Raw genomic sequence first — 24,313 nt, forward strand, 5'->3', positions numbered from 1 at the left:
CCGCGACCGGAGCTGACGTGCTCAGCCGGACATCTCCTCGTTCCAGCGGGTCGTGACGACCTGCTTGGCGGCGGCCTCCTGCTCCTCGGTCGGGAACTCCGCGGAGCCCTCGATCTCGGGGAGTGCGCTGCGCGCCTCCTCGTCGGCGGTGCCGGCGTCCTCCATCACCGGGAGGCGGACCGGGCGCGCCCCGCCCTTCAGCCAGATGTTCTGGCCCTCGTCGCTGTAGAGGAACTCCTGCCAGAGCCGGGCCGCGGCCGGGTGCGGGGCGAACTTGCTGATCGCCTGGCTGTAGTAGCCGCCCATCAGGCCGTCGGTCGGCACGTTGACCTCCCACGTCGACCCGGCGGCCGCCATCGGCTCGGTCTGCGCAGCGTTCACGTAGTCCCAGTCCAGCGAGATGGGGGTCTCGCCCGACAGCACCGTGGCCGGCGTCGACTCGACGGGGTTGAAGTTGCCGCTGGCCTTGAGGTCGACGAAGAAGTCGATCCCCGGGCCGATGTCGTCGAGGTCGCCGCCGTTGGCCAGCGCCGCGGCCCACACGCCGGCGAAGGCGGCCTGCGCCTGCGTCGGGTTGCCGTTGAGCGCGACCTGCCCGGCGTACCGCGGGTCGGCGAGCTCGGCCAGCGTGGTCGGGCAGACGCCGACGATCGTGGCGTTGCAGCCGATCGACAGGTAGCCGCCGTAGTCGTTGTACCAGTGGCCGTCGGGGTCCCTCTGGTCCTCGGGGATGTCGTCCCAGGTCTGGACCTTGTAGGGGGCGGTGAGGTCCTGCGCCTTGGCCTGGCGGGCGAAGGACAGCCCGAGGTCGAGGACGTCGGGGGCCCGGTCCTGGCCGCGCTGGCTGGTGACCGCGTTCAGCTCGTCCTGGCTGGAGCCGTCGGGGCTGGCGCTGTTGATCTCGATGTCGTACTTCTCGCTGAAGGTGTCGAGCATCTCGCCGTAGTTCGCCCAGTCCGGTGGGAGGGCGATGACGTTGAGCTCGCCCTCGGCCTGCGCGGCCTCGACGAGGGCGTCCATGCCGCCGCCGTCCTCGACGGAGGTGGCGGTGGCCCAGTCCGAGCCGCTGCCGCCACCCGAGTCGCCGTCGTCCGAGCCGCAGGCGGTCAGGGTGAGTCCCGCCGTCACGACCGCGACGGCGGTCCGCAGGGTGCTTCGTCGCACGTGTCCTCCTGGTGTGGGGTCGCGCCCGGAGCCGGATGACGCCGGTGATCGACCTCGCGCATTGTGACCGACCGGACATGGCCGCGCCCGGTGCGGTCGGGTGGCGATCCGGTGAGCTCCGGGCGGCGGACCGGCGGGTTCAGCGTCCGGTGAAGGTGGCCTTGCCCGGGCCGCTCTCCAGGAAGGAGCGCATGCCGGCCGCCTGGTCCTCGGTGTCGAACAGCTCGGCGAACAGCCGGCTCTCCAGCGCCAGGCCCTCGTCGAGGGGCAGCTCGAGCCCCTCGTCGATCGCGCGCTTGGCGGCGGCGAGGGCCAGCGGCGGCCCGGCGGCGAACTTGCGGGCCATGGCCAGGGCGGTCTCGTACACCTCGGCGTCGGGGACGACGGCGTCGGCCAGGCCGATCTCGAGGGCCTCCTCCGCACCGACGTGCCGGCCGGTGAAGATCAGGTCCTTGGCCTTGGCCGGGCCGACCAGGCGGGCCAGCCGCTGCGTGCCGCCGGCGCCGGGGATGACGCCGAGCTGGATCTCGGGCTGGCCGATCTTCGCCCGGCTGCCCAGCACGCGGAAGTCGGCGCACAGCGCCAGCTCGTAGCCGCCGCCCAGGGCGTAGCCGGTGACCGCGGCGATGACCGGCTTGGGCAGCCGCGCCACCGTCCGGAAGGAGTTCTGCAGCTCGCGGCCCCAGGCGACCATGCCCCGGCCGTCGAGCTGGGACATGGCCTTGATGTCGGCGCCGGCCGCGAACACCCGCTCGCCGCCGTAGATCACGACGGCGCGCACGTCGTCGCGCTCCTCCGCCTCCATCGCGGCGGCCCGCACCTCGTGGTGCAGCTGCTCGTCGATGGCGTTCATCTTCGGGCGGTCGAGGCGGATCGTGCCCACCCCGTCCTCCACCTGCAGGGTCACGAACTCCGGGGTCTGCGCCATGGACCGAACCCTAGCGAGCGCGGCGGGCGGCGAACCGCCCCTCGGTGCGGGTGAGCTCCAGCGGCAGCCCGAAGGTGTCCGACAGGGCGCCGGCGGTCAGGACGTCGTCCACCGCACCGGCCGCCACGACCTCGCCGCCGCGCAGCAGCAGGGCGTGCGTGTAGCCGGGCGGGATCTCCTCGACGTGGTGGGTGACCAGCACCTGCGCGGGGGCGTACAGGTAGCGCGCGAGGTCCGAGAGCCGGGAGACGAGGTCCTCGCGGCCGCCCAGGTCCAGGCCTGCGCCGGGCTCGTCGAGCAGCAGCAGCTCGGGGTCGGGCATGAGCGCGCGGGCGATCTGCGCGCGCTTGCGCTCGCCCTCGCTGAGCGTCCCGAACGGCCGGTGCGCGAACTGTGCCACGCCCCACTGCTCCATGAGCATCCCGGCGCGGGTGAGGTCGTGGACGTCGTAGCGCTCCCGCCAGCGGCCGACGACGGCGTACCCGGCGGAGACGACGACGTCGCCGGTCCTCTCCGCCGCCCCGATGCGTTGGGTGAGCGCCGCGCTGGTCAGCCCGATCCGCGGCCGCAGCTCGAAGACGTCCACCGCGCCGAGGGTCTCCCCCAGCAGCCGCACCTCGCCGCGGCTCGGCTGCAGCAGCGCCCCGGCCAGCCTGGAGCAGCGTCGTCTTCCCCGCCCCGTTGGGCCCGAGCACCACCCAGCGGTGATCGGCTTCCACGCGCCAGTCGACATCGCGCAGCAGGGTGTTCTCCCCGCGCACGACCCCGACCCCGGTCATCCGCACGACGGCCCCGTCCGAGGCGTCCGATGTCGACACGCTGCCCATCCAACCAACCCGGCGCGCACCACCTGCACACGCACACCCCGCCGCACTTGGCACGATCGCCCGGTGACCGCATCCCCCGCCGTCGAGGTCCTGCCCGGCTCCCCCGCGCCGCTCGGCGCGCACTGGGACGGCACGGGCACGAACTTCGCCCTGTGGTCGGCCGGGGCGCACGCGGTGGAGCTGTGCCTGTTCGACCCCGACGGCAGGGAGCACCGGTACCCGCTCACCGAGAGCACCCACCAGGTCTGGCACGGCCGGGTCGGCGGCATCGGGCCCGGTCAGCGCTACGGCTACCGGGTGCACGGGCCCTACGAGCCCTCCAGCGGGCACCGCTTCAACCCGGCGAAACTGCTGCTGGACCCCTACGCCCGTGCCGTCGACGGCGGCCTCACGCTGCACCCGGCGGTGTTCGGCCACCCGGGCGACGCGGTGGACGGCCACGAGCCCGACGGGCAGGACTCGGCGCCGTTCGTGCCGCGCGGCGTCGTCGTCCACGACACCTTCCCGTGGGACGGCGACCGCGCGCCGCGCACGTCGTGGTCGGACACCGTCGTCTACGAGGTGCACGTCAGGGGCGCCACCATGCGGCACCCCGGCGTCCCCGCCCACCTGCGCGGCACCTACGCCGGGCTCGCGCACCCGGCGTTCGTCGAGCACCTGCAGACCCTCGGCGTGACCGCCGTCGAGCTGCTGCCGGTGCACGCCTTCGTCAGCGAGCCGCACCTGCTGCGCCGCGGGCTGACCAACTACTGGGGCTACAACACCCTCGGCTTCTTCGCCCCGCACGCCGGGTACAGCGCGTCGGGGAGCGACGGCGGCCAGGTCACCGAGTTCAAGACGATGGTCAAGGCGCTGCACGCCGCCGGCATCGAGGTGATCCTCGACGTCGTCTACAACCACACCGCCGAGGGTGACCACACCGGCCCGACGCTGGCGTTCAAGGGCATCGACAACGCCGGCTACTACCGCCTCGACGGCGCGGACCCCGCCCGCTACACCGACGTCACCGGGTGCGGGAACACCCTCGACGTGCGCCGGTCGCCGGTACTGGCCCTGCTCATGGACTCGCTGCGCTACTGGGTCACCGAGATGCACGTCGACGGCTTCCGGTTCGACCTGGCCCCGGCCCTGGCCCGCGGCACCGAGGACTTCGACCGGTTCTCGGGCTTCTTCGACGTCGTCCACCAGGACCCGGTGGTCAGCCAGGTGAAGCTGATCGCCGAGCCGTGGGACGTCGGCCCCGGCGGGTACCAGGTGGGCAACTTCCCGCCGCCGTGGGCGGAGTGGAACGCGGCCTACCGGGACACCGTGCGCGACGTGTGGGCCGGCGGACACGTCGGCGTCCGCGACCTGGCCTACCGGCTGACCGGCTCCTCGGACCTGTACCGCTCCGACGGCCGCCGCCCGTTCGCGTCGGTCAACTTCGTGACCGCGCACGACGGGTTCACCCTGCGCGACCTGGTCACCTACGAGCACAAGCGCAACGAGGCCAACGGCGAGGAGAACCGGGACGGCGAGAGCCACAACCGCGGCTGGAACTGCGGGGTCGAGGGCGAGACCGACGACCCGCAGGTGACCGCGCTGCGCCGGCGGCAGGTGCGCAACCTGCTGGCCACGCTGCTGCTGTCCACCGGGGTGCCGATGCTCACCGCCGGCGACGAGCTGGGCCGCACCCAGCACGGCAACAACAACGCCTACTGCCAGGACGGCGAGCTCTCCTGGCTGGACTGGACGCAGGTCGACGACGAGCTGCGGGCCTTCGTCGCGCACGTGCTGGCGCTGCGGCGGTCGGCGCCGGTGCTCCGGCAGGAGGCGTTCTTCGAGGGCCACGAGCTGCCCGGCACCGGCGGCACCCGCGACCTCGCCTGGTTCGCCCCCGACGGCGGCCAGCTCACCACCGCGGACTGGTTCGACGCCGACCTGCAGACCCTCGGCATGTACCTCGACGGCCGCGGCATCCGCGCCCGCGACGCCCTCGGGCGCCCCGTCGTCGGCGACTCGTACCTGCTCTGGCTGCACGCCGGCGCCGAGCCGCTGACCGTGCAGCTGCCCGCCGCGCCCTGGGCGGACGGCTACGAGTTGGTCGTCTCCACCGAGTACGCCACCGGCGCGCCGCCCGCGGCCGCGATGATCGCGCCCGGCCCGGTCGAGCTGCCCGGCCGCAGCGTGTGGGTGCTCAAGGTGCTCCGCCGCCCCTGAGCCGGCCCGCGGGACCCGACAGTGTGCGCTGGTGCGCAGTTCCGGGCCCTGGAGCGGCGCATCAGCGCACACTGTTCACCCGGATCGGAGGAGTCGACGCCGTGGTCGGACTGCTGTTCGTGCACGCCATCGGTCCGCGTGCCGGATCCGACGCGTGGCCGGGGCAGGCCGGCGTCCCGGGTGGGCGGTTCGTGACGCGGCGCGGCTTCGACGGCGGCGACCTCCTCCGGGAGTACACCGTGGACGGCGAGGCCTCCTGGCTCGTCCCCGGGCTGACGCCGGCCACCGTGCTCGTCGGGCACTCGTGGTCCGCCGTCGCGGCCCTCGCGGCAGCGGTGCGGGCGCCCGCGGTGCGCGGGGTGGTCCTCATCGAGCCGATGGCCGCGGTCGCAGCACCCGATGACGCCGTGGTCCGCGAGCACGTCCGGGCCGTCTCCCCCGCGTTCGAGCCCGACCTGTCTCGCGAGGAGTTCCGCCGTCGCTTCTCAGCCGGGATGGGCTTCGACCTGCCCGTCCCGCGGACGGCGGACGACGGGCGGGCGCTGGAGCTCCTCCGCCGGCACCGCCCGCCGTGGGAGTCCACGCTGACGCACGAGTCGCTCCACGACCTCGGGGTTCCGCTCGCGGTCGTCACGGGTGCGTGGAGCCCGCTGTACGAGACCGTGGGTGCCGCGCTCGCGGAGTCGACCGGCGCTAGCCACGTACGCATCGAGGGCGCTGGCCACCGCCCGCAGGACACGCGCGGGTTCACCGACTGGCTGCTCGACTGGGCCGGGGCGCTCCCGCCATCGGAGCCGTGAGCCCGCGGGACCCGCCCGCCCCGATCTGTGAGCATCGCGCCCCCGGTATGTCCGTCGCCCCTGAAGGTTGACCGGCATAACCTGCCGCGATGCAGAGGGATGCCGATCGGCTGACGGCCGCCGCGGTCCGGGTCGAGGCGGACCTGCGGCGGACGACGGGCCGGCCGTGGACCTGCTCGGTCGAAGACTTCGCCCTCACGGTCACCGACGGCGTCCTGACGCGGCGCGTGGAGCTGGAGCACGAGGTGGAGGAGGCCTTCGTCGCTCCGCCCGTCGAGCCGCGTGATCTCGAGGCCGATCTGGATGCGGACGCGGACGAAGTCGTCGCCTACGAGGTGTCCGAGGCGCTGACCGACCTGGGCCTGCACTGGCCGGTGTGTCCCGAGCACCGGCAGGTCATGGGCTCGTGCACCGGCTGGTGGTACTGCTCGGGAGAGACCTACCACGACGTCGCCGAGATCGGCTCGCTGCAGGCTGGGTGAGCCCGCCGCATCGGCCGACCGGGCGCACCGATGCGTCATCGCGGGCTCCGAGATGACGCATCCGCGCGCCAGATCGGCGCGCCGGCGCCGGCCCGCGAACGCGAGAGGCCCAGAACCTGGTCGGTTCTGGGCCTCTGGCGTTCAGCGGGTGGGTTACTCGGGCTGCTCGAAGGTGATGACGGTCCAGCCGAGGAGCAGGCGGTCGCCGTCGGAGAGCGGGTGCGGCTGACCGGGCTCGAGCTGGGTCCACTCGGTGGCCTCGGGGCCGGCGACGTGCGTGCCGTTGAGCGAGCCGAGGTCGACCAGCGAGACCTCGGTGCCCGAGCGGGTCAGGGCCGCGTGGGCCGAGGAGAGCACGTTCTGGGTGTCGGCGATCGGGACCGGGCGGGCAGTGCCGGCGGTCACCATCTCGTGGTTGTCGGGACGCCGCCCCAGCACGAGGTCCTCGTCGACGGTGACGACCAGGCCGTCGTCGAACCGCAGCAGCGGCACACCGGCAGCGGGGGCGTCGGAGTCGGAGTCCGGCCGCCAGAACGCGGTCTGCTCACCGGACTCGGCGGCGGGCGCCGCGGCCCGGCTGGAGCCGCTGGCGGCCCCCGCGCCGAAACCGGCGTCGGACCCCGCGAGGAACGACGAGGCGGCCGGCTGCGACGACGGGCCGGCGGCCGCGGGCGCGGCAGCCGGGGCGGTCACGTGCAGCGTGGCGCCGGAGCCGGGCACGGTGCCCTCGACCAGATCGAAGGCGACGCCGGAGGCGGCCTGCGCGGCGGCGGAGCCGGGGCCGACGTAGAGCGTGCGGCCCAGCGCGAACCCGCTGGCCACGGTGCCGCCGTCGACCGAGGAGCCGGAGACCGGCACCCCGTCCACGGAGAGCTGGCCCTTGCCGGACCAGAGCGCGGTGCCCGTGCCGGCGCCGGCGTCGGTCAGCACGAGCGCGAAGGAGGCGCTGCCGGAGCCGAGCGACCCGGCCTGCGCGGCGACGGCGGTCAGCACCTGCTCGGCGCCGGGGCCGGAGACCCCGAGGCACGCGTGCAGGGCAGCCACGAGGGCGGGGGAACCGGGGGCGTCGACCCACAGCAGCCCGCCGTCGCGGCGGGCGACGACGGCGTCTCCGGGGAGGACTTCACAGCGGTCGGGCATGGCGGCCAGCCTAGTGATGCCGTCCGGGGTTCGGCGCCCGGCCGCCCCCGCCACGCCGTGACCGCTCCACGTCACGCCCAACGGGTGGGACGAGCGTGACGGGAGCGTCGCGACGGGTCACTCAGGCGGTCGTGACGACCCCGAGCTCGGCCGGATCGGCCAGGTGCTCGGAGTGCGGCAGGACCCGCACGGTGTAGCCGAAGGCGCCGGTGCGCTCCAGCGGGACGGTGGCGGTGAACCAGTGCCGGGAGCCCTCGGTCTGCTCGTGCGCCATCGGCACCGCGGTGACCTCGTGCAGCCCGTCGGCGTCGTCCACACGCCCGTAGGCCGCCTGCACCTCGACGTCGCCGGGCTCGAGCCCGGGCAGCTCCACCTCGGCCCGCAGCGCCAGCGTCGAGCCGATCTCCGGGGTGTCCCCGGCACCGGTGGCCTCGACGTGCGCGACCCGCACGGTGGACCAGTTGTGCAGCAGGTGCGCCCGCCACTGCGACTCGGCGCGCGCCGGGGCGTACCCCTCCGCCGCCATGACGCGGGAGGACTGCGCGGCCGGCACGTAGAGCGCCTGCACGTAGTCGCGCACCATGCGGGTGGCCAACACCTTCGGGCCGGTCTCGCGGAGCGTGTGCCGCACCATCTCGACCCAGCGCGCCGGCACGCCCTCGCGGTCGCGCTCGTAGAACCGCGGCAGCACCTGGGTGCCGAGCAGGTCGTAGATCGCCCGCGCCTCCACCTCGTCGCGGCGGTCGGCGTCGGCGACGCCGTCGGCGGTCGGGATCGCCCAGCCGTTCTGGCCGTCGAACCACTCGTCCCACCAGCCGTCGCGGATGGAGAGGTTCAGCCCGCCGTTGAGCGCGGACTTCATGCCCGAGGTGCCGCAGGCCTCCAGCGGCCGCAGCGGGTTGTTCAGCCAGACGTCGCAGCCCCAGTACAGGTAGCGGGCCATGCCGATGTCATAGCCGGGCAGGAACGCGATCCGGTGCCGGATCTCCGGGTCGTCGGCGAACTCGACCATCTGCTGGATCAGCTTCTTGCCGCCGTCGTCGGCCGGGTGGCTCTTGCCGGCGATGACCAGCTGCAGGGGCCGCTCCGGGTCCAGCAGCATCGCCTTGAGCTTGGCCGGGTCGCGCAGCATCAGCGTCAGGCGCTTGTAGCTGGGCACGCGGCGGGCGAACCCGATGGTGAGGACGTCGGGGTCGAAGGCGGTGTCGGTCCAGCCCACCTCGGCCTCGGTGGCGCCGCGGGAGAGCGCGGTCTCGCGCAGGCGGCGGCGCACCTCCTCCACCAGGCGGCCGCGCAGCGTGCGGCGGACCGCCCACAGGTCACCGGCGGGGATGCGGTCGACGCCGTCGAAGTGCGCCGCCCCCTGGACCTCGACCGGGTCGCCCTGGCTCGAGCTCTGGGTGCCCATCTCGACCAGCTCGCGCGCGGTCCACGTGGGGGCGTGCACGCCGTTGGTGATCGAGCCGATCGGCACGTCGCCCTCGTCGAAACCCGGCCACAGGTTGCTGAACATCCCGCGGCTGACGTGGCCGTGCAGCTCGCTCACACCGTTGGCGCGCTGGCCCAGCCGCAGGCCCATGTGCGCCATGTTGTACTTCGACGGGTCCTCCTCGGCGCCCAGCGCGAGCAGGTCGTGCAGCGGGACGCCGAACCCGGCGAAGTACCGCTCGATGAGCGCCTTCGGGAAGCGGTCGATGCCGGCCGGCACCGGGGTGTGCGTGGTGAACACCGTGCCCGCCCGCACCGCCTGCAGCGCCTCGGCGAAGGTCAGCCCGTGCGACTCGATGAGCTCGCGGATGCGCTCGAGGCCCTGGAAGCCGGCGTGGCCCTCGTTGGCGTGGAACACCTCGGGCAGCGGGGTGCCGGTGCGCTGGCAGTAGGCGCGCAGCGCCCGCACGCCACCGATGCCGAGGAGCATCTCCTGCCGCAGGCGGTGGTCCTCGTCGCCGCCGTACAGGCGGTCGGTGACGCCGCGCTCGGCCGGCGCGTTCTCCTCGATGTCGCTGTCGAGCAGCAGCAGCGAGACGCGGCCGACCTGGGCCCGCCAGACGTGCGCGTAGAGCGTGCGCCCCTCGGGCAGCGGCACGGAGATGACGACGGCGGACCCGTCGGGCTCGCGCAGCAGCTTGACCGGCAGGCCGTGCGGGTCGAGGGACGGGTAGTGCTCGAGCTGCCAGCCGTCGGCCGACAACCCCTGCTCGAAATAGCCGGCCCGGTAGAGCAGCCCGACCCCGATCAGCGGGACGCCGAGGTCGGAGGCGGCCTTCAGGTGGTCGCCGGCCAGGATGCCCAGGCCACCGGAGTACTGCGGCAGCACCTCGGTGATGCCGAACTCCGCGGAGAAGTAGGCGATGCTCGCCGGCGCCTCGGCCCCCAGGGACTGGTACCAGCGCGGGGTCGCCAGGTACTCCTCCAGGTCGTCGACGGCGTCCTGCAGCCGGCGCACGAACCTGCGGTCGGCGGCCAGGGCGGCCAGCCGCTCGGCCGAGACCTCCCCGAGCGCCTTGACGGGGTCACCCCCGCAGCGCTGCCACAGCGCCGGGTCGAGCGCCTCGAACAGGTCCCGCGTCTCGGGGTGCCACGACCAGCGGAGGTTCATCACCAGCTGGGAGAGCGGGAGCAGCGGCTCCGGGAGGGCGGCGCGGACGGTGAAACGGCGGAGGGCTCTCACCCGGACGAGGGTAGCCAGCGAGCACGCCACCGCCAGGGGTCCGGCGACATCGGCAGCACCTCCTGCCCCACCCGCCCCACGCCCCGCCGTCTCCTGCCCTCCACCCGGACGAGTGCTCGCCGAAGTGCCCGGACCCCGCTACCTCGATAGCGTGACGGGGATGAATGGCCGCGCTGACCTCCGCCTCGGCATCACCGATGTCGCCCCCGTCGTCTCCTGCGGGTCCTTCTCCGCCCGCGCGGTGGTGGGAGAACACCTCCCGATCACCGCGACCGTGTTCCGCGAGGGGCACGACGCCGTCGCCGCCAACGTCGTGTGGACCGGCCCCGACGGCACCCCGGGCCCGCTGACCCGCATGGCCCGCTTCGGCGAGGAGCCCGACCGCTGGCTGGCGACCGTCGTCCCCGACCGCGCGGGCGCCTGGACGTTCCGCGTCGAGGCCTGGAGCGACCCGCTGGCCACCTGGCGGCACGCCGTCGAGGTGAAGATCGAGGCCGGCCAGGGCGCCGACGAGCTGGCCAACGACCTCGAGGAAGGTGCCCGGCTGCTCGACCGCGTCGCCGCCGGGGCCGAGGGCGACTGGCGCGACCGGGTCACCGCCGCGGCCGCGGCGCTGCGCGACTCCTCGCAGGAGCTCACCGTCCGCGTCGCCCCGGCGCTGGCCTCGGGCCTGCAGCGCTACCTGCACGAGCACCCGGTCCGCGAGCTGGTCACCACCACCGAGCCCTACGAGGTGTTCGTCGACCGGCCGCGCGCCCTCTACGGCTCCTGGTACGAGTTCTTCCCGCGCTCGGAGGGCCCCGTCGTCGGCGGCACCCCGACGCACGGCACCTTCACCACCGCCGCCGACCGGCTCCCGGCGGTCGCCGACATGGGCTTCGACGTCGTCTACCTGCCGCCGATCCACCCGATCGGCACGGTGAACCGCAAGGGCCCGAACACCGCCCAGTTCCCCGGCGGCAACCCGCACGAGATCGCGCCGGACGACGTCGGCTCCCCGTGGGCGATCGGCAGCGCCGAGGGCGGCCACGACGCGGTGCACCCGCAGCTGGGCACGATGGAGGACTTCAGGGCCTTCGTCGCGCGCGCCGGCGAGCTCGGCATGGAGATCGCCCTCGACTTCGCGCTGCAGGCCGCGCCCGACCACCCGTGGGTGGCCGAGCACCCCGAGTGGTTCACCACCAAGCCCGACGGGACCATCGCCTACGCGGAGAACCCGCCGAAGAAGTACCAGGACATCTACCCGATCAACTTCGACAACGACCCCGACGGCATCTACGCCGAGTGCCGCCGGGTGATCCAGGTGTGGATCGACGCCGGCGTCAAGATCTTCCGCGTCGACAACCCGCACACCAAGCCGCTGAACTTCTGGCACTGGCTGATCTGGGACGTCAAGCAGAGCCACCCCGACGTGCTCTTCCTGGCCGAGGCGTTCACGCGGCCGCCGATGATGCACCAGCTGGCGCGGATCGGTTTCACCCAGTCCTACACGTACTTCACCTGGCGGACCGAGCGCGGCGAGCTCGAGGAGTACGGCCGCGAGCTCGCGTCCAACGCGCACTACATGCGGCCGAACTTCTTCGTGAACACCCCGGACATCCTCCACGAGTCGCTGCAGTTCGGCGGCCCGCCGATGTTCAAGATCCGGGCCGTGCTCGCGGCGATGATGAGCCCGACCTGGGGCGTCTACTCGGGGTTCGAGCTCTTCGAGCACGTGGCCGTCAAGCCCGGCAGCGAGGAGTACCTGGACAGCGAGAAGTACTCCCTGCGGCCGCGCGACTGGGCCGGTGCCGAGGCGGCCGGCCGCAGCCTGGCGCCCTACCTGAAGCGGCTCAACGAGGCCCGGCGCGCGCACCCGGCGCTGCAGCAGCTGCGCACGCTGCGCTTCCACCCGGTCGACAACCCGAATCTGCTGTGCTTCTCCAAGACCGACCCCGGCTCGGCCGACGCCGTGATCGTGGTGGTGAACCTGTCCAGCCGCGACACCCAGATCGGGACGACGGCGCTGGACATGTCCGCCCTCGGCCTGGACTGGCACGAGCGCTTCGCGGTCACCGACGAGCTCAGCGGCGCCCGGTACGACTGGGGCCAGTTCAACTACGTGGAGCTCGACCCCTTCCGGGAGCCCGCGCACGTCTTCGCGGTCACCTTCCCGCGCCCCGTGCAGTTCCCGCCCCCGGTCTCCTGACCGGGGCCGTCCGACCGACCACCCGCGACTTCCCGAGGGCTCACCAGCGATGACCGTTCCCGTGCCCGAGTCCGCCCCCAAGCACTCCGCACTGCCCCCTCCCGGCACCGACCCCGAGTGGTACAAGCGCGCCGTCTTCTACGAGGTGCTGGTCCGCGGCTTCGCCGACAGCAACGCCGACGGCGTCGGCGACCTCCGCGGCATGATCGACAAGCTGGACTACCTCCAGTGGCTCGGCGTCGACTGCCTGTGGCTGCCGCCGTTCTTCGCCTCCCCGCTGCGCGACGGCGGGTACGACGTCGCCGACTACACCGCCGTCCTGCCCGAGTTCGGCGACATCGAGGACTTCAAGGAGTTCCTCGACGCCGCCCACTCGCGCGGCATGCGCGTGATCATCGACTTCGTCATGAACCACACCTCGGACCAGCACCCCTGGTTCCAGGCCAGCCGGAACGACCCGGACGGCCCCTACGGCGACTTCTACGTCTGGGCCGACGACGACACCGGGTACGCCGACGCCCGGATCATCTTCGTCGACACCGAGAGCTCGAACTGGACGTTCGACCCGGTGCGCAAGCAGTACTTCTGGCACCGCTTCTTCTCCCACCAGCCGGACCTCAACTTCGAGAACCCGAAGGTGCAGGAGGCGATCATCGACGCCCTGCGCTTCTGGCTCGACCTCGGCATCGACGGCTTCCGGCTCGACGCCGTGCCCTACCTGTTCGAGGAGGAGGGCACCAACTGCGAGAACCTGCCGCGCACCCACGAGTTCCTCAAGCAGGTGCGCAAGGTCGTCGACGCGAACTACCCCGACGTGGTGCTGCTCTGCGAGGCCAACCAGTGGCCGGCCGACGTCGTCGAGTACTTCGGCGAGAACGGCGACGAGTGCCAGATGGCCTTCCACTTCCCCGTCATGCCGCGCCTGTTCATGGCGGTGCGGCGGGAGCAGCGCTTCCCGATCTCGGAGATCATGGCGCAGACGCCGGACATCCCCGACAACTGCCAGTGGGGCGTCTTCCTGCGGAACCACGACGAGCTGACCCTCGAGATGGTCTCCGACGAGGAACGCGACTACATGTGGGACGAGTACGCCAAGGACCCCCGCATGAAGGCCAACATCGGCATCCGCCGGCGGCTGGCGCCGCTGCTGGACAACGACGCCAACACCCTCGAGCTGTTCAACGCCCTGCTGCTCTCGCTGCCGGGCTCGCCGGTCCTCTACTACGGGGACGAGATCGGCATGGGCGACAACATCTGGCTCGGTGACCGCGACGGCGTCCGCACCCCGATGCAGTGGACGCCGGACCGCAACGGCGGGTTCTCCACCGCGGACCCGCAGCGGATGTACCTGCCGCTCAACGCCGACCCGGTCTACGGCTACCAGGTCACCAACGTCGAGTCCCAGCTGCGCAACACCAACTCGCTGCTGCAGTGGCTGCGCCGGATGCTCCAGGTCCGCGCCCAGCACCCGACCTTCGGCCTGGGCACGTTCGAGGAGATCGGCTCGCGCAACCCCACGGTGCTCTCCTTCGTCCGCCGGTTCGGCGACGACGTCGTGCTGTGCGTGAACAACCTGTCCCGGTTCCCGCAGCCGGTGGAGCTCGACCTGCGCGAGTTCGAGGGCTACACCCCCGTCGAGCTCACCGGGCGGGTGGAGTTCCCGCAGATCGGCGTCCTCCCCTACATGCTCACGCTCGCCGGGCACGGCTTCTACTGGTTCGAGCTGTCCAAGCCGGCCGAGCCCGCTCCGGACGAGACCGAGGACTGGGAGACCACCGGCAGCAGCGCGATCGCCGACTCCCTGCTCGCCGCCGGGGTGGTCAGCGCCGCGGAGGAGACGCCCGGCGACAACCTCCCCGCTCCCGACGACGCCGCTGGAGGCACCCGATGAGCGCCCTGGCCGACCTGCTCCGCGAGTGGATGCCCACCCAGCGCTGGTTCGGGAGCAAGGGCCGCGAGTGGGCCGGGATCACCGAGGACGGGTTCTTCCTCGACCGCAGCGAGCCGGTGCTCTCGGTGCACCGGGTGCGGGTGACCTACGCCGACGGCGGCGCGGACACCTACCTCGTGCCGATCTCCTGGCGCGACTCCGAGGTCGAGGAGCTGAGCACCGCCTACATCGGCGCGGTGAGCTCGGACGGCCGGGAGTCGCACGCCTACGACGCGATGCGCGACCGGGACGCCACCACCCCGTGGCTGATCCACCTGGTCAACGCCTCGACCGTCGGGCCGATGCACTTCCACCCCGCGGGCGTGGCCTACATCCCCGAGGGTCTGCCCGGCGACATCGTCTCCACCGAGCAGAGCAACACCTCGCTGGTCTACGGGTCGGAGGCGATCTTCAAGCTCTTCCGGCGGTTGGAGCCCGGGCTCAACCCGGACGTCGAGGTGCACGACGCGCTGCGCCGTGCCGAGAACCCGCACATCGCCCCGCTGCTCGGGCACATCCAGATCGACGACCCCGACCCGGCCGTCGAGCCGGCGACGGTCGCGATGCTGCAGACCTTCGTCCCCAACGCCAGCGACGGCTGGCGGCTGGCCACCGCGAGCGTGCGCGACCTCTACGCCGAGGGCGACCTGCACGCCGACGAGGTGGGCGGCGACTTCGCCGCCGACAGCGAGCGGCTGGGGGCGGCGACGGCGTCGGTCCACCGGGACATGGCCGCCGTGCTGCCCACGGCGCCGGCCGACCGCGACTGGTACGCCGCCGTGGCGCGGCAGATGGGCGAGCGGCTGGACGCCGCCGTCGAGATCGTCCCCCAGCTCGCCGAGCACGTGGACGGCCTGCGGCAGGTCTACGCCGCCGTCGCCGAGAGCACCGAGCCCGTCGTCCGCCAGCGGGTGCACGGCGACCTGCACCTCGGCCAGGTGCTGCGGACGGCGACCGGCTGGATCGTCCTGGACTTCGAGGGCGAGCCGGCCCGCCCGCTGGCCTCGCGCCGCGAGCTCGACAGCCCCCTGCGCGACGTCGCCGGGATGCTGCGCAGCTTCGACTACGCCGCGCGGCACATGCTGGTCGAGCAGCCCGACGACGCCCAGCGCGCCTACCGCGCGCAGGAGTGGGCCGAGCGGAACCGGGCGGCGTTCTGCGCCGGCTACTCCGAGGCCAGCGGCCTCGACCCGTGCGGAGGGTCACCACTCCTTCGGGCGTTCGAGGCCGACAAGGCGGTTTACGAGTGCGTCTACGAGGCACGCAACCGACCGCACTGGCTGATGATCCCGCTCGACTCCCTGTCCCGGCTCACCGCCCGCGCGTGACGCGGGCACGACGGACCCGAGGCCATCACATCTACGAGCACGGCACCGGAGGAACACGACGATGAGCAGCGATGACCGGAAGGATCCCGGTGGCCGGCAAGGACGACCTGCAGCGTGCCGTCGAGGAGCGGGTCGCCGAGGTCGAGGCGGTCGCCGGCAGCGAGCCGGTGATCAACGCCCCGGCGAAGAAGGCCCCCGCGAAGAAGGCTCCCGCCCGCAAGGCCGCCGCCAAGAAGGCGCCCGCGAAGAAGGCGACCCCGTCGAAGGCCACCGCGGCCACGAAAACCCCGGCCCGCACGACCACCAAGCGTGCCCCAGCGAAGAAGGCCGCCGCCACCGGCAACGTCGCTCCCCCCGGGGAGACGACGACCGACGAGCGGCCGAGCACCGCCTCGACCGCGCCCGAGGGCGGCCCCACCACGGTGCCGCCGGTGGTCGCGCCGGCCCCCATCGCCGAGCCCGGCGACCCGGCCGGCAGCCCGGCCGGGCCGCCCGAGGCACCCGACCCGGACCCGGCGGAGCCGAGCACGCCGCAGGCGCCCGAGGACGCCGCGCCCACCGATGCGCACGGCGACTCACCCGCGGGCGGGCCCGCGGCTCCCGGCGAGCAGTCGGTGGGCGAGGTGTCCGAGGAGCACCTGCGGGCGATCGTCGAGGGCTGGTCGCACGACCCGCACGGCGTGCTCGGCGCGCACGAGTCCGGTGCGGGCTGGGTCGTGCGCACGCTGCGCCCCGACGCGGTCTCGGTGGCCGTGCTCGACGAGGACGGCGGCCGCTACGACGCGCAGCGCCTGCACGACGGCGGCATCTTCGAGGCCGCGCTCCCCCAGCAGCCCGGCGACTACCGGATCGAGGTCGAGTACCCCGACGGCCAGGGCGGCACCTCGCGGCACACCGTCGACGACCCCTACCGCTGGCTGCCCACCCTGGGCCCCCTGGACGAGCACCTGATCCGCGAGGGCCGGCACGAGCGGCTGTGGGAGGTGCTGGGCGCGCACGTCCGGCGCTACGAGACCCCGCGCGGTGCGGTCGAGGGCGTCTCCTTCGCCGTCTGGGCGCCCGCCGCCCGCGGCGTCAAGGTGACCGGCGACTTCGACTACTGGGAGGCGCGGGCCTACCCGATGCGCTCCCTGGGCTCCTCGGGCGTGTGGGAGATCTTCGTGCCCGGCGTCCCGGTCGGCAGCCGCTACCGGTACCACGTGCTGGGCGCCGACGGCGTCTGGCGGGAGAAGTCCGACCCGCTGGCCTTCGCCACCGAGGTGCCGCCGCTGAACGCCTCGGTGGTCACCGAGAGCACCCACGAGTGGAACGACGACGCCTGGCTGGCCGAGCGCGCCTCCGCCGGCTGGCACGAGAAGCCGATGAGCGTCTACGAGGTGCACGCCGGCTCCTGGCGGCAGGGCCTGTCCTACCGGGAGATGGCCGACGAGCTGGTCGAGTACGTCGTCGCGGCCGGCTTCACCCACCTGGAGTTCATGCCGCTGGCCGAGCACCCCTTCGGCGGCTCGTGGGGCTACCAGGTCACCTCCTACTACGCGCCCACCTCGCGGTTCGGCAGCCCGGACGACCTGCGCTACCTCATCGACCGCGCCCACCAGGCCGGCATCGGCGTCATCGTCGACTGGGTGCCGGCGCACTTCCCGAAGGACGAGTGGGCGCTGACCCGCTTCGACGGCACCCCGCTGTACGAGCACGGCGACCCGCGCCGCGGCGAGCAGCTGGACTGGGGCACGCTGGTCTTCGACTTCGGCCGCTCCGAGGTCCGCAACTTCCTCGTCGCCAACGCGCTGTTCTGGTGCAAGGAGTTCCACGTCGACGGCATCCGCGTCGACGCCGTCGCCTCGATGCTCTACCTCGACTACTCGCGCTCCGAGTGGCTGCCGAACAAGTACGGCGGCCGCGAGAACCTCGAGGCGGTGGCCTTCCTCCAGGAGTTCAACGCCACCGTCTACCGCGAGGTCCCGGGGGTCGTGACGATCGCCGAGGAGTCGACCGCCTGGCCGGGCGTCACCCGCCCCACCCACCTGGGCGGCCTGGGCTTCGGCTTCAAGTGGAACATGGGCTGGATGCACGACTCGCTGGCCTACGTGGAGCGCGAGCCGGTGCACCGCAGCTACCACCACGGGCAGCTCACGTTCTCGATGCACTACGCCTACTCCGAGAACTTCGTGCTGCCGATCAGCCACGACGAGGTCGTGTACGGCAAGGGCTCGATGCTGCGGAAGATGCCCGGCGACCGCTGGCAGCAGCTTGCCAACCTGCGCGCCTACTACGCCTACATGTGGGCCCACCCCGGCAAGCAGCTGCTGTTCATGGGCTCGGAGTTCGCGCAGGACTCCGAGTGGGCCGAGAGCCGCTCGCTGGACTGGTGGCACCTGGATGACCCGGCGCACCGGGGGATCCTGCAGCTGGTCACCGACCTCAACGCGCGCTACCGCGAGCTGGACGCGCTGTGGGCGCACGACGTCGACCCGTCGGGCTTCAGCTGGATCGACGCCAACGACGCGTCGGGCAACACCCTGTCGTTCCTGCGGTACGGCAAGGCCGTGCCCGCCGCGGACGGGCAGGAGGCGGGTACCACCGCTGAGGGCGACGACGACACCCGCTCCGCGCTGGCCTGCGTCGTCAACTTCGCCGGCTCCCCGCACCACGAGTACCGGATCGGCCTGCCCCGGCCGGGGTACTGGCGCGAGGTGCTCAACACCGACGGCGAGGGCTACGGCGGGTCCGGGGTCGGCAACTACGGCGGCGTCGAGGCCGTCGCGGAGCCGTGGCACGGGCAGCCGTACTCGGCCACGATCTCCGCTCCCCCGCTCGGGACCGTCTGGTTCCAGCACGAGGCCTGACCGGTCCCCGGTGAGCGCGGCGCGCGGACGACGGCGGTGGGCACTGCTCGCCGCCGTCGTCTCGGGCCTGGTCGCCCTCACCGGGTGCTCGGTGGTCGTGGTGGGGCGGGGCAGCCCCGCCCGCCCGCCGGTCACCGACGTCGGCGCCGGTGACACGGACGTCGTGGGTGCGACCGGCGAGGAGGTCGACGTCCTGGCGCGCAATGCGCTGACCGACCTGGAGGTCTACTGGGGCGAGCAGTTCCCGGAGGTCTTCGGCACACCCTTCGAGCCGCTGCAGGGCGGCTACTTCAGCGTCGACCCGGAGAACGTCGACCCCTCCGAGTACCCGAACGGCATCGGCTGCGGGAGCGATCCGCGCGACGTCGAGAACAACGCCTTCTACTGCGTCGCCCCGGACGCCCCCAACTCCGACTCGATCAGCTACGACCGCGCGTTCCTCGCCGAGCTGGGCTCGGAGTTCGGCCGGTTCATCCCCGCGCTGGTCATGGCGCACGAGTTCGGGCACGCGGTGCAGGCCCGGGTGGGCGCGCCGAGCACCTCCATCGCGGCCGAGACCGAGGCCGACTGCCTCGCCGGCACCTGGACCCGCTGGGTCGCCGACGGGGAGGCGCAGCACTCGGTGCTGCGCACCCCCGAGCTCGACGACCTGCTGCGCGGGTACCTCCTGCTGCGCGACCCGGTCGGCACCGGGCAGGGCGAGCAGCAGGCGCACGGCTCGTACTTCGACCGCGTCGCCGCCTTCCAGGAAGGCTTCGACAGCGGGGCCGAGGCCTGCCGGGACAACTTCGGGCGGGGGCGGGTGTTCACCCAGCAGCCGTTCCTCAGCGACGAGGACGTCGCCACCGGTGGCAACGCGTCCTACAGCCTGCTGCGCACCATCATCGACGCCACCCTCCCCGCGGTCTGGGAGCAGGTGGTGGGCAGGGACTTCGACCCGCCGGCGATCGAGGCCTTCGACGAGGACCCGCCGCGCTGCGCGCCCGACGCCGAGCTCGACCTCGTGTACTGCGCGGATGAGAACCTGGTCGGCTTCGACGAGACCGACCTCGCCGCGCCCGCGTACGAGGAGCTCGGCGACTTCGCCCTCGCCACCGCGGTGTCGCTGCCCTACGGGCTGGCGGTGCGCGACCAGCTGGGGCTCTCCACCGAGGGCGAGGACGCCGTCCGCTCGACGGTCTGCATGAGCGGCTTCTACACCGCGCAGGTCCGCGCCGGTGCCGGCGGGGAGTACTCCATCTCCCCCGGCGACGTCGACGAGAGCGTGCAGTTCCTGCTGGCCTTCGGCGGCGAGCCGGAGGTCGTCCCGGGGGCCGACCTCACCGGCTTCCAGCTGGTCGACCTGTTCCGCAGCGGCTTCTTCGAGGGCCTCGACGCCTGCGGGCTGGAAGGCTAGAAGAGCGCGGTGGTGAGGGCCCGCCGGGCGGGTCCGACGCGGGGGTCCTGGTCGCCGACGACGGTGAACAGCTCGACCAGGTGCTTGCGGGCCTGGTCGCGCTCCTCCCCCGCGGTGCGGCGGACGACGGCCAGCAGCCGCTCGAAGGCGCCCTCGACGTCGCCGGTGCCGAGCAGGAAGTCCGCGGCCCGGGTCTGCGCGGCGATGTCGTCCGGAGCGGCGTCGGCCGCGGCCAGGGCGTCAGGCCCGGCCTCCTCCGCGCGGCGGAACAGCCGGACCTGCTGGAGCGCGATGCCGGCGTCCGGGTGGTTCGGCTCCTCGGCGAGGATCGCCTCGTAGGCGGCCTCCGCGGCGGCGAGGTCACCGCGCTCGAGCGCGTCCTCGGCGGCGTCCAGGCGCGGGTCCTCGACCTCGGGCGCCTCCGCCCCGCCGCCCGGCACCGCCCCACCGGTCGTGGCGCGCACCAGCTCGGCGACGAACTCGCGGGCCTGCTCCTCGGGGATGGCGCCGTTGAACTCGGCGATCAGCTGCCCCTGCCAGACGGCCTTGACCGCCGGGATGCCCTGCACCCGCAGCCCCTGCGCGAGCGCCGGGTTCGCGTCGACGTCGACCTTGGCCAGCACCCACGAGCCGCCGCCCTCGGCGGCCAGCCGCTCGAGCACCGGGGAGAGCTGCTTGCACGGCCCGCACCACTCGGCCCACAGGTCCAGCACGACCGGCACCTGGAAGGAGCGGTCGAGCACCTCGGCCTGGAACGTGGCCTCGGTGACGTCGACGACGGCGCTACCGGGTGCCCCGGCCGGTGCCGCAGCACTCGGCGGCGGGGCGGACGCGGCGCGGGCGGCGGCCTCCGACCGCGCCTTGACGGCGGCGAGGTCAACGGCCCCGGCCATGGTGGCGGCCATCGAGGCCTGCGCGCGCGGGTCGGGGCGTCCGGGGCGGGTCGGCTGCATGACCCCGATCCTCCCACCGCTCGCCCGGGCGTGTCGGCCGCGGGTCGCTCAGCGGTCGCGGTCGTGGGTGAAGCTCACCACCTGCTGGAACGTCGGCCGGTCGAGCCGCTTCTCACCCGTGTGCGTACGCGCGTGGTCTCCACGTGCCCGGTGACCACGCCGGGGCGTATGCGGGCGACCAGGCCTGTGGACGGCCGCCGCAGCGGCCCCCCGGATCCCGGCAGAGTGCGCGGATGCCTTCCGCGCCCACCCGCCCGGCCCCGTTGCGCGGGAGGATGTTCCGCGGCTCCGAGCAGGTGCGCCTCGGCGTGCTGACGAAGAACCAGCTCCGCAGCTCCGCGTGGCGGCGGCTCTTCCCCGACGTCTACGCCTGCGCCTCGCTCCCCGTCGACCACGCGCGCCGGGCCCGCGCTGCGGCCGCGCTCGTCGTCCCGGGGGCGGTGGTCAGCGGGCGGAGCGCGGCGACGCTCTGGGGATCACCGCTGGCCGAGCCCGGGGACGACGTCGAGCTCACCGTGCCACCCGGCTGCCGAGCCGGGGCGGTCCGCGGCATCCGGGTCTCGCGGCGGCATCTGCCGGCCGACGCCGTCGTCGTCCGCGGGGGTGTCCGCGTGACCACCGCGGTGCGCGCGGCCGTCGACATCGCGCGGGCCGAGCCGCTCGAGGACGCCGTCGTCGCTCTCGACCGTCTCATCACCGGCGGGCTCGCGACGCTCGACGACGTGCGCGCGGCGGCCGTAGCGCTCAGCGGCCCCGGCTGCCGCTCCGCCCGACGGGCCGCGGCGCTGGCGGACGGCCTGGCGGGGTCACCGCAGGAGACCCGGCTCCGGCTGGTGCTGCACGCCTCGCTGCTGCCTCCTCCGGTCGCCTGGCCGGACGCGAGGGTCGGCCCTCGAGTACGAGGGCGTCTGGCACGGGGCGCCGCAGCAGGTGGCCCGCGACCGGCGGCGGCTGAACGAGCTGACCGCGGCCGGCTGGACCGTCGTGATCGCGACCGCGGCGGACCTGCGGGACCCGGTTGCGCTCATCGCCCGGATCGCGGCCGCCCTGGGCTCGCGCCGGTACGTCTGAGCATGCGGGCGCCACGGGTGACCGAGGCCACGTCCACCCCCGTATTCCCAGTGATGACGCGGCATGTCGACTCGCTGACCTGGCGATTCGTCGACTCCCGGGTTGAGGACCGGGTGCGTCGTTCCTACGGTGGAGGAGCCGGCCGGGTGGTCGTCGCCCGTCGAGGTGGCCCCGGGTCCGGTACCGCCGCAGCCCGGTGCGGTGCGCCCCGACGAGGGCGCGCCCCGGAGCGCGAGCCGCCACGATCCACACCTCCTCCGTTCCTCCGGTGTGCCGTGCCGTGCCCGCGATCGGCTCGCGGCGGGCGAACGGAAGGAGAGCCACCGCATGGTGACCACTCGCCCGAACCTCCAGAACCGCACCCTCCGCCGCACCGGCGCCGGCCTGCTCACCGGGGCCGCCGCCTCGCTGGGTCTCCTCCTCACCCCCGCGACCGCCGTCGCCGCCGAGCCGGCTCCCGCGCCGGCCGCCGAGGCCCCGGCGCCCGCCCCGTCGGCCGCGCAGGTCGCCGTCGACACCGCGCTGGCCCAGGTCGGCAAGCCCTACGTCTACGGCGGCGGCGGCCCGGACTCCTTCGACTGCTCCGGGCTGACCCAGTTCGCCTACGCGGCCGCCGGCATCTCGCTGCCGCACTCCAGCAAGGGCCAGTCGCAGATCGGCGTGCCGATCGCGCCGCTGGACCTGCAGCCCGGCGACCTCGTCTTCTACTACTCGCCGGTGAGCCACGTGGGCATCTACATCGGCGACGGGCAGATCGTGCACGCCGGCACCGAGGCGACCGGCGTGGAGATCACCACGGTCAGCATGGACGGCTACAACTACGCCACCCGCATCGCCTGATCCGCGGCCGCTGCGCCCGGCTCAGCCCCGAGCCGGGCGCAGCGGCGGCACGCTGCGGACGCCGAACACGTCCCGCAGCGCCACCTGCGCCGCGTTGTCGCCGCAGGCGCCGTGCACGGCAGGACCGGGCGGCGTCGCCGCCGAGGCGAGGTAGACGCCCTCGACCGGGGTCCGGTAGGTGTTCCAGCGCGGCACCGGCCGGGCCAGCATCTGACGGAGCGTCGCCTGGCCGTTGGAGATGTCGCCGCCCAGGTAGCTGATGTTCCACTGCTCCATCTGGACGGCGGTCTTCGTGCGCCGCTCCACGATCGTGTCCTTGAAGCCCGGGGCGAACCGCTCGACCTGGTTCTCGATCGCCCCGGTCATGTCGACGTCGGCGCCGTGCGGCACGTGCACGTAGGCCCAGAAGATGTGCCCGCCCTCGGGCGCCCGGGTCGGGTCCGCCACCGTCGGCTGCACGGCGAGCACGTACGGCTTGTCGGTCAGCCGGCCCTGGTTCGGTGCGCGCTCCCCCGCGAGGGTCTCCTCGAGGTTCCCGGCGACGTGGATCGTCCCGGCCCGGCGCACGTCCGGGTTCGCCCACGGCACCGGCTCGGAGAGGATCCAGTCGATCTTGAACACGCCGGCACCGTGCTTGTAGCGGCGCACCCAGCGGCGGTACCCCTCGTTCAGCCGGTCCCCGGCCATCGACACGAACGCCTCGGGCGTGGTGTCCAGCAGCACCGCCGGCACGCCCTCGAACTCGCGCAGGTCGGTGACCTCGTGCCCGGTGACGACCTCGCCGCCCTGCTCCTCGAGCGCGGTGACCATGGCATCGGCCAGCTTCTGCGACCCGCCCTCGATCAGCGGCCAGCCCGCGTGGTGGGACAGCATCGACAGCAGCATCCCGAGCGCCGAGGTGAGCGGCTGGCTCAGGTCGAGCATCCCGTGCGCGGCGGCACCGGCCAGCAGGGCCTGACCACCCTCGGTGTCGAAGTACCGGCGCGCCAGCCAGCGCACGTTGGGCAGGCCCTGCAGCCCGAAGCGGGCGATCTGCGCCGGGCTGCGGGTGGGCAGCCGCCGCAGCCGGCTGGTCAGGAAGAAGTCGACGACGTCGGTGCCGTGCTCGACCAGCGGGCCGAACAGCCGGCGGTAGGCGTCGCCGTCGGCACCCAGCCGCGCGGCGGTCTCCTCCAGCGAGGTCAGCGACACCGCGGCCCGGCCGCCGTCCAGCGGGTGTGCGAAGTTGATCTCCGGGTGCACCAGCCGGACGCCGCGGCTCTCCAGGTCGAACTCGCGGAAGAACGGCGCCGCCGCGGCCATCGGCTGCACGGTCGAGCAGACGTCGTGGTGGAAGCCGGGGCGGATCAGCTCCTCGGTGCGCATCCCGCCACCGGGGCGCTCGGCCGCCTCGACGACCTGCACCCGCAGCCCCGCGGCCGACAGGCGCAGCGCCGCGGCCAGCCCGTTGGGCCCTGCCCCGACGACGACGGCATCCGGTCGTCCAGCACGCCCGCTCACCCGCTGATCCTCACGACGGCGCCGGTTCTCCGCAAGTTCCGGGGCCCGTG

The 24,313-nt window shown here is 73.5% G+C and carries 17 protein-coding genes; 10 read left to right on the forward strand and 7 right to left on the reverse strand.

Annotation, left to right across the window (positions count from 1 at the left end; genetic code table 11):
• Positions 1–21: 21 nt before the first annotated feature.
• The 3 genes from JKP75_RS14345 to JKP75_RS14355 form a co-directional block, all read right to left on the reverse strand.
• Entirely contained in the window at positions 22–1,164 is a 1,143-nt protein-coding gene (locus JKP75_RS14345) for an extracellular solute-binding protein (protein ID WP_200490630.1), read from the reverse strand.
• Positions 1,165–1,303: 139 nt separating this feature from the next.
• The gene (locus JKP75_RS14350; protein WP_200490629.1) at positions 1,304–2,092 is read right to left on the reverse strand and encodes an enoyl-CoA hydratase/isomerase family protein; all 789 of its coding nucleotides are present in this window, start codon (positions 2,090–2,092) and stop codon (positions 1,304–1,306) included.
• 10 nt (positions 2,093–2,102) lie between these two features.
• Complete coding sequence (locus tag JKP75_RS14355) at positions 2,103–2,825, reverse strand: ABC transporter ATP-binding protein (RefSeq protein WP_242473333.1); 723 nt, start codon at positions 2,823–2,825, stop codon at positions 2,103–2,105.
• A gap of 157 nt (positions 2,826–2,982) precedes the next feature.
• Between JKP75_RS14355 and glgX the strand changes: the two genes are divergently transcribed.
• The 3 genes from glgX to JKP75_RS14370 all read left to right on the forward strand — a co-directional run bounded on the left by glgX (position 2,983) and on the right by JKP75_RS14370 (position 6,400).
• The gene (gene glgX, locus JKP75_RS14360; protein ID WP_200493183.1) at positions 2,983–5,118 is read left to right on the forward strand and encodes a glycogen debranching protein GlgX; all 2,136 of its coding nucleotides are present in this window, start codon (positions 2,983–2,985) and stop codon (positions 5,116–5,118) included.
• A 101-nt stretch (positions 5,119–5,219) separates the two neighbouring features.
• Positions 5,220–5,918: an alpha/beta fold hydrolase gene (locus JKP75_RS14365; protein WP_200490626.1), complete on the forward strand. Its 699-nt coding sequence runs from the start codon at positions 5,220–5,222 to the stop codon at positions 5,916–5,918.
• A gap of 89 nt (positions 5,919–6,007) precedes the next feature.
• The gene (locus JKP75_RS14370) at positions 6,008–6,400 is read left to right on the forward strand and encodes a hypothetical protein (RefSeq protein ID WP_200490625.1); all 393 of its coding nucleotides are present in this window, start codon (positions 6,008–6,010) and stop codon (positions 6,398–6,400) included.
• 153 nt (positions 6,401–6,553) lie between these two features.
• Here JKP75_RS14370 and JKP75_RS14375 read toward each other — a convergent pair whose 3' ends face one another.
• A complete protein-coding gene (locus tag JKP75_RS14375; protein ID WP_200490624.1) occupies positions 6,554–7,540 on the reverse strand; it encodes an FHA domain-containing protein in 987 nt (328 codons plus the stop codon).
• 121 nt (positions 7,541–7,661) lie between these two features.
• Positions 7,662–10,211 carry an alpha-glucan family phosphorylase gene (gene glgP / locus JKP75_RS14380; protein ID WP_200493184.1) on the reverse strand — a complete coding sequence of 850 codons (2,550 nt, stop codon included), beginning with the start codon at positions 10,209–10,211 and terminating at the stop codon, positions 7,662–7,664.
• 160 nt (positions 10,212–10,371) lie between these two features.
• Here glgP and JKP75_RS14385 point away from each other — a divergent pair, with 160 nt between their 5' ends.
• The 5 genes from JKP75_RS14385 (at position 10,372) to JKP75_RS14405 (ending at position 19,899) form a co-directional block, all read left to right on the forward strand.
• Complete coding sequence (locus JKP75_RS14385) at positions 10,372–12,399, forward strand: alpha-1,4-glucan--maltose-1-phosphate maltosyltransferase (RefSeq protein ID WP_200490623.1); 2,028 nt, start codon at positions 10,372–10,374, stop codon at positions 12,397–12,399.
• A gap of 49 nt (positions 12,400–12,448) precedes the next feature.
• Entirely contained in the window at positions 12,449–14,290 is a 1,842-nt protein-coding gene (treS, locus tag JKP75_RS14390) for a maltose alpha-D-glucosyltransferase (RefSeq protein ID WP_200490622.1), read from the forward strand.
• Entirely contained in the window at positions 14,287–15,657 is a 1,371-nt protein-coding gene (locus JKP75_RS14395; RefSeq protein ID WP_200490621.1) for a hypothetical protein, read from the forward strand. The genes treS and JKP75_RS14395 overlap by 4 nt, the downstream gene beginning before the upstream one ends.
• Before the next feature lie 71 nt (positions 15,658–15,728).
• Positions 15,729–18,503: a 1,4-alpha-glucan branching protein GlgB gene (gene glgB / locus JKP75_RS14400; RefSeq protein ID WP_200493185.1), complete on the forward strand. Its 2,775-nt coding sequence runs from the start codon at positions 15,729–15,731 to the stop codon at positions 18,501–18,503.
• A gap of 10 nt (positions 18,504–18,513) precedes the next feature.
• Positions 18,514–19,899 (forward strand): hypothetical protein, encoded by a 1,386-nt coding sequence (locus tag JKP75_RS14405; protein ID WP_309229855.1) that lies wholly within the window; start codon positions 18,514–18,516, stop codon positions 19,897–19,899.
• On the opposite strand, the gene JKP75_RS14410 is transcribed toward JKP75_RS14405, so the two are convergent.
• Entirely contained in the window at positions 19,896–20,852 is a 957-nt protein-coding gene (locus JKP75_RS14410) for a tetratricopeptide repeat protein (protein ID WP_200490619.1), read from the reverse strand. The two genes, JKP75_RS14405 and JKP75_RS14410, sit on opposite strands and share 4 nt — an antisense overlap.
• Positions 20,853–21,782: 930 nt before the next feature.
• Here JKP75_RS14410 and JKP75_RS21565 point away from each other — a divergent pair.
• Positions 21,783–21,923 (forward strand): hypothetical protein, encoded by a 141-nt coding sequence (locus tag JKP75_RS21565; protein WP_242473336.1) that lies wholly within the window; start codon positions 21,783–21,785, stop codon positions 21,921–21,923.
• 327 nt (positions 21,924–22,250) lie between these two features.
• The gene (locus tag JKP75_RS14420; protein ID WP_200490617.1) at positions 22,251–22,763 is read left to right on the forward strand and encodes a C40 family peptidase; all 513 of its coding nucleotides are present in this window, start codon (positions 22,251–22,253) and stop codon (positions 22,761–22,763) included.
• 21 nt (positions 22,764–22,784) lie between these two features.
• On the opposite strand, the gene JKP75_RS14425 is transcribed toward JKP75_RS14420, so the two are convergent.
• Positions 22,785–24,263, reverse strand: a complete 1,479-nt coding sequence (locus tag JKP75_RS14425) for an NAD(P)/FAD-dependent oxidoreductase (RefSeq protein ID WP_200493186.1) — start codon at positions 24,261–24,263, stop codon at positions 22,785–22,787.
• Between the last annotated feature and the right edge of the window lie 50 nt (positions 24,264–24,313).

The sequence above is a fragment of the Blastococcus sp. TML/M2B genome (assembly GCF_016612865.1).
Taxonomy (GTDB): Bacteria; Actinomycetota; Actinomycetes; order Mycobacteriales; family Geodermatophilaceae; genus Blastococcus.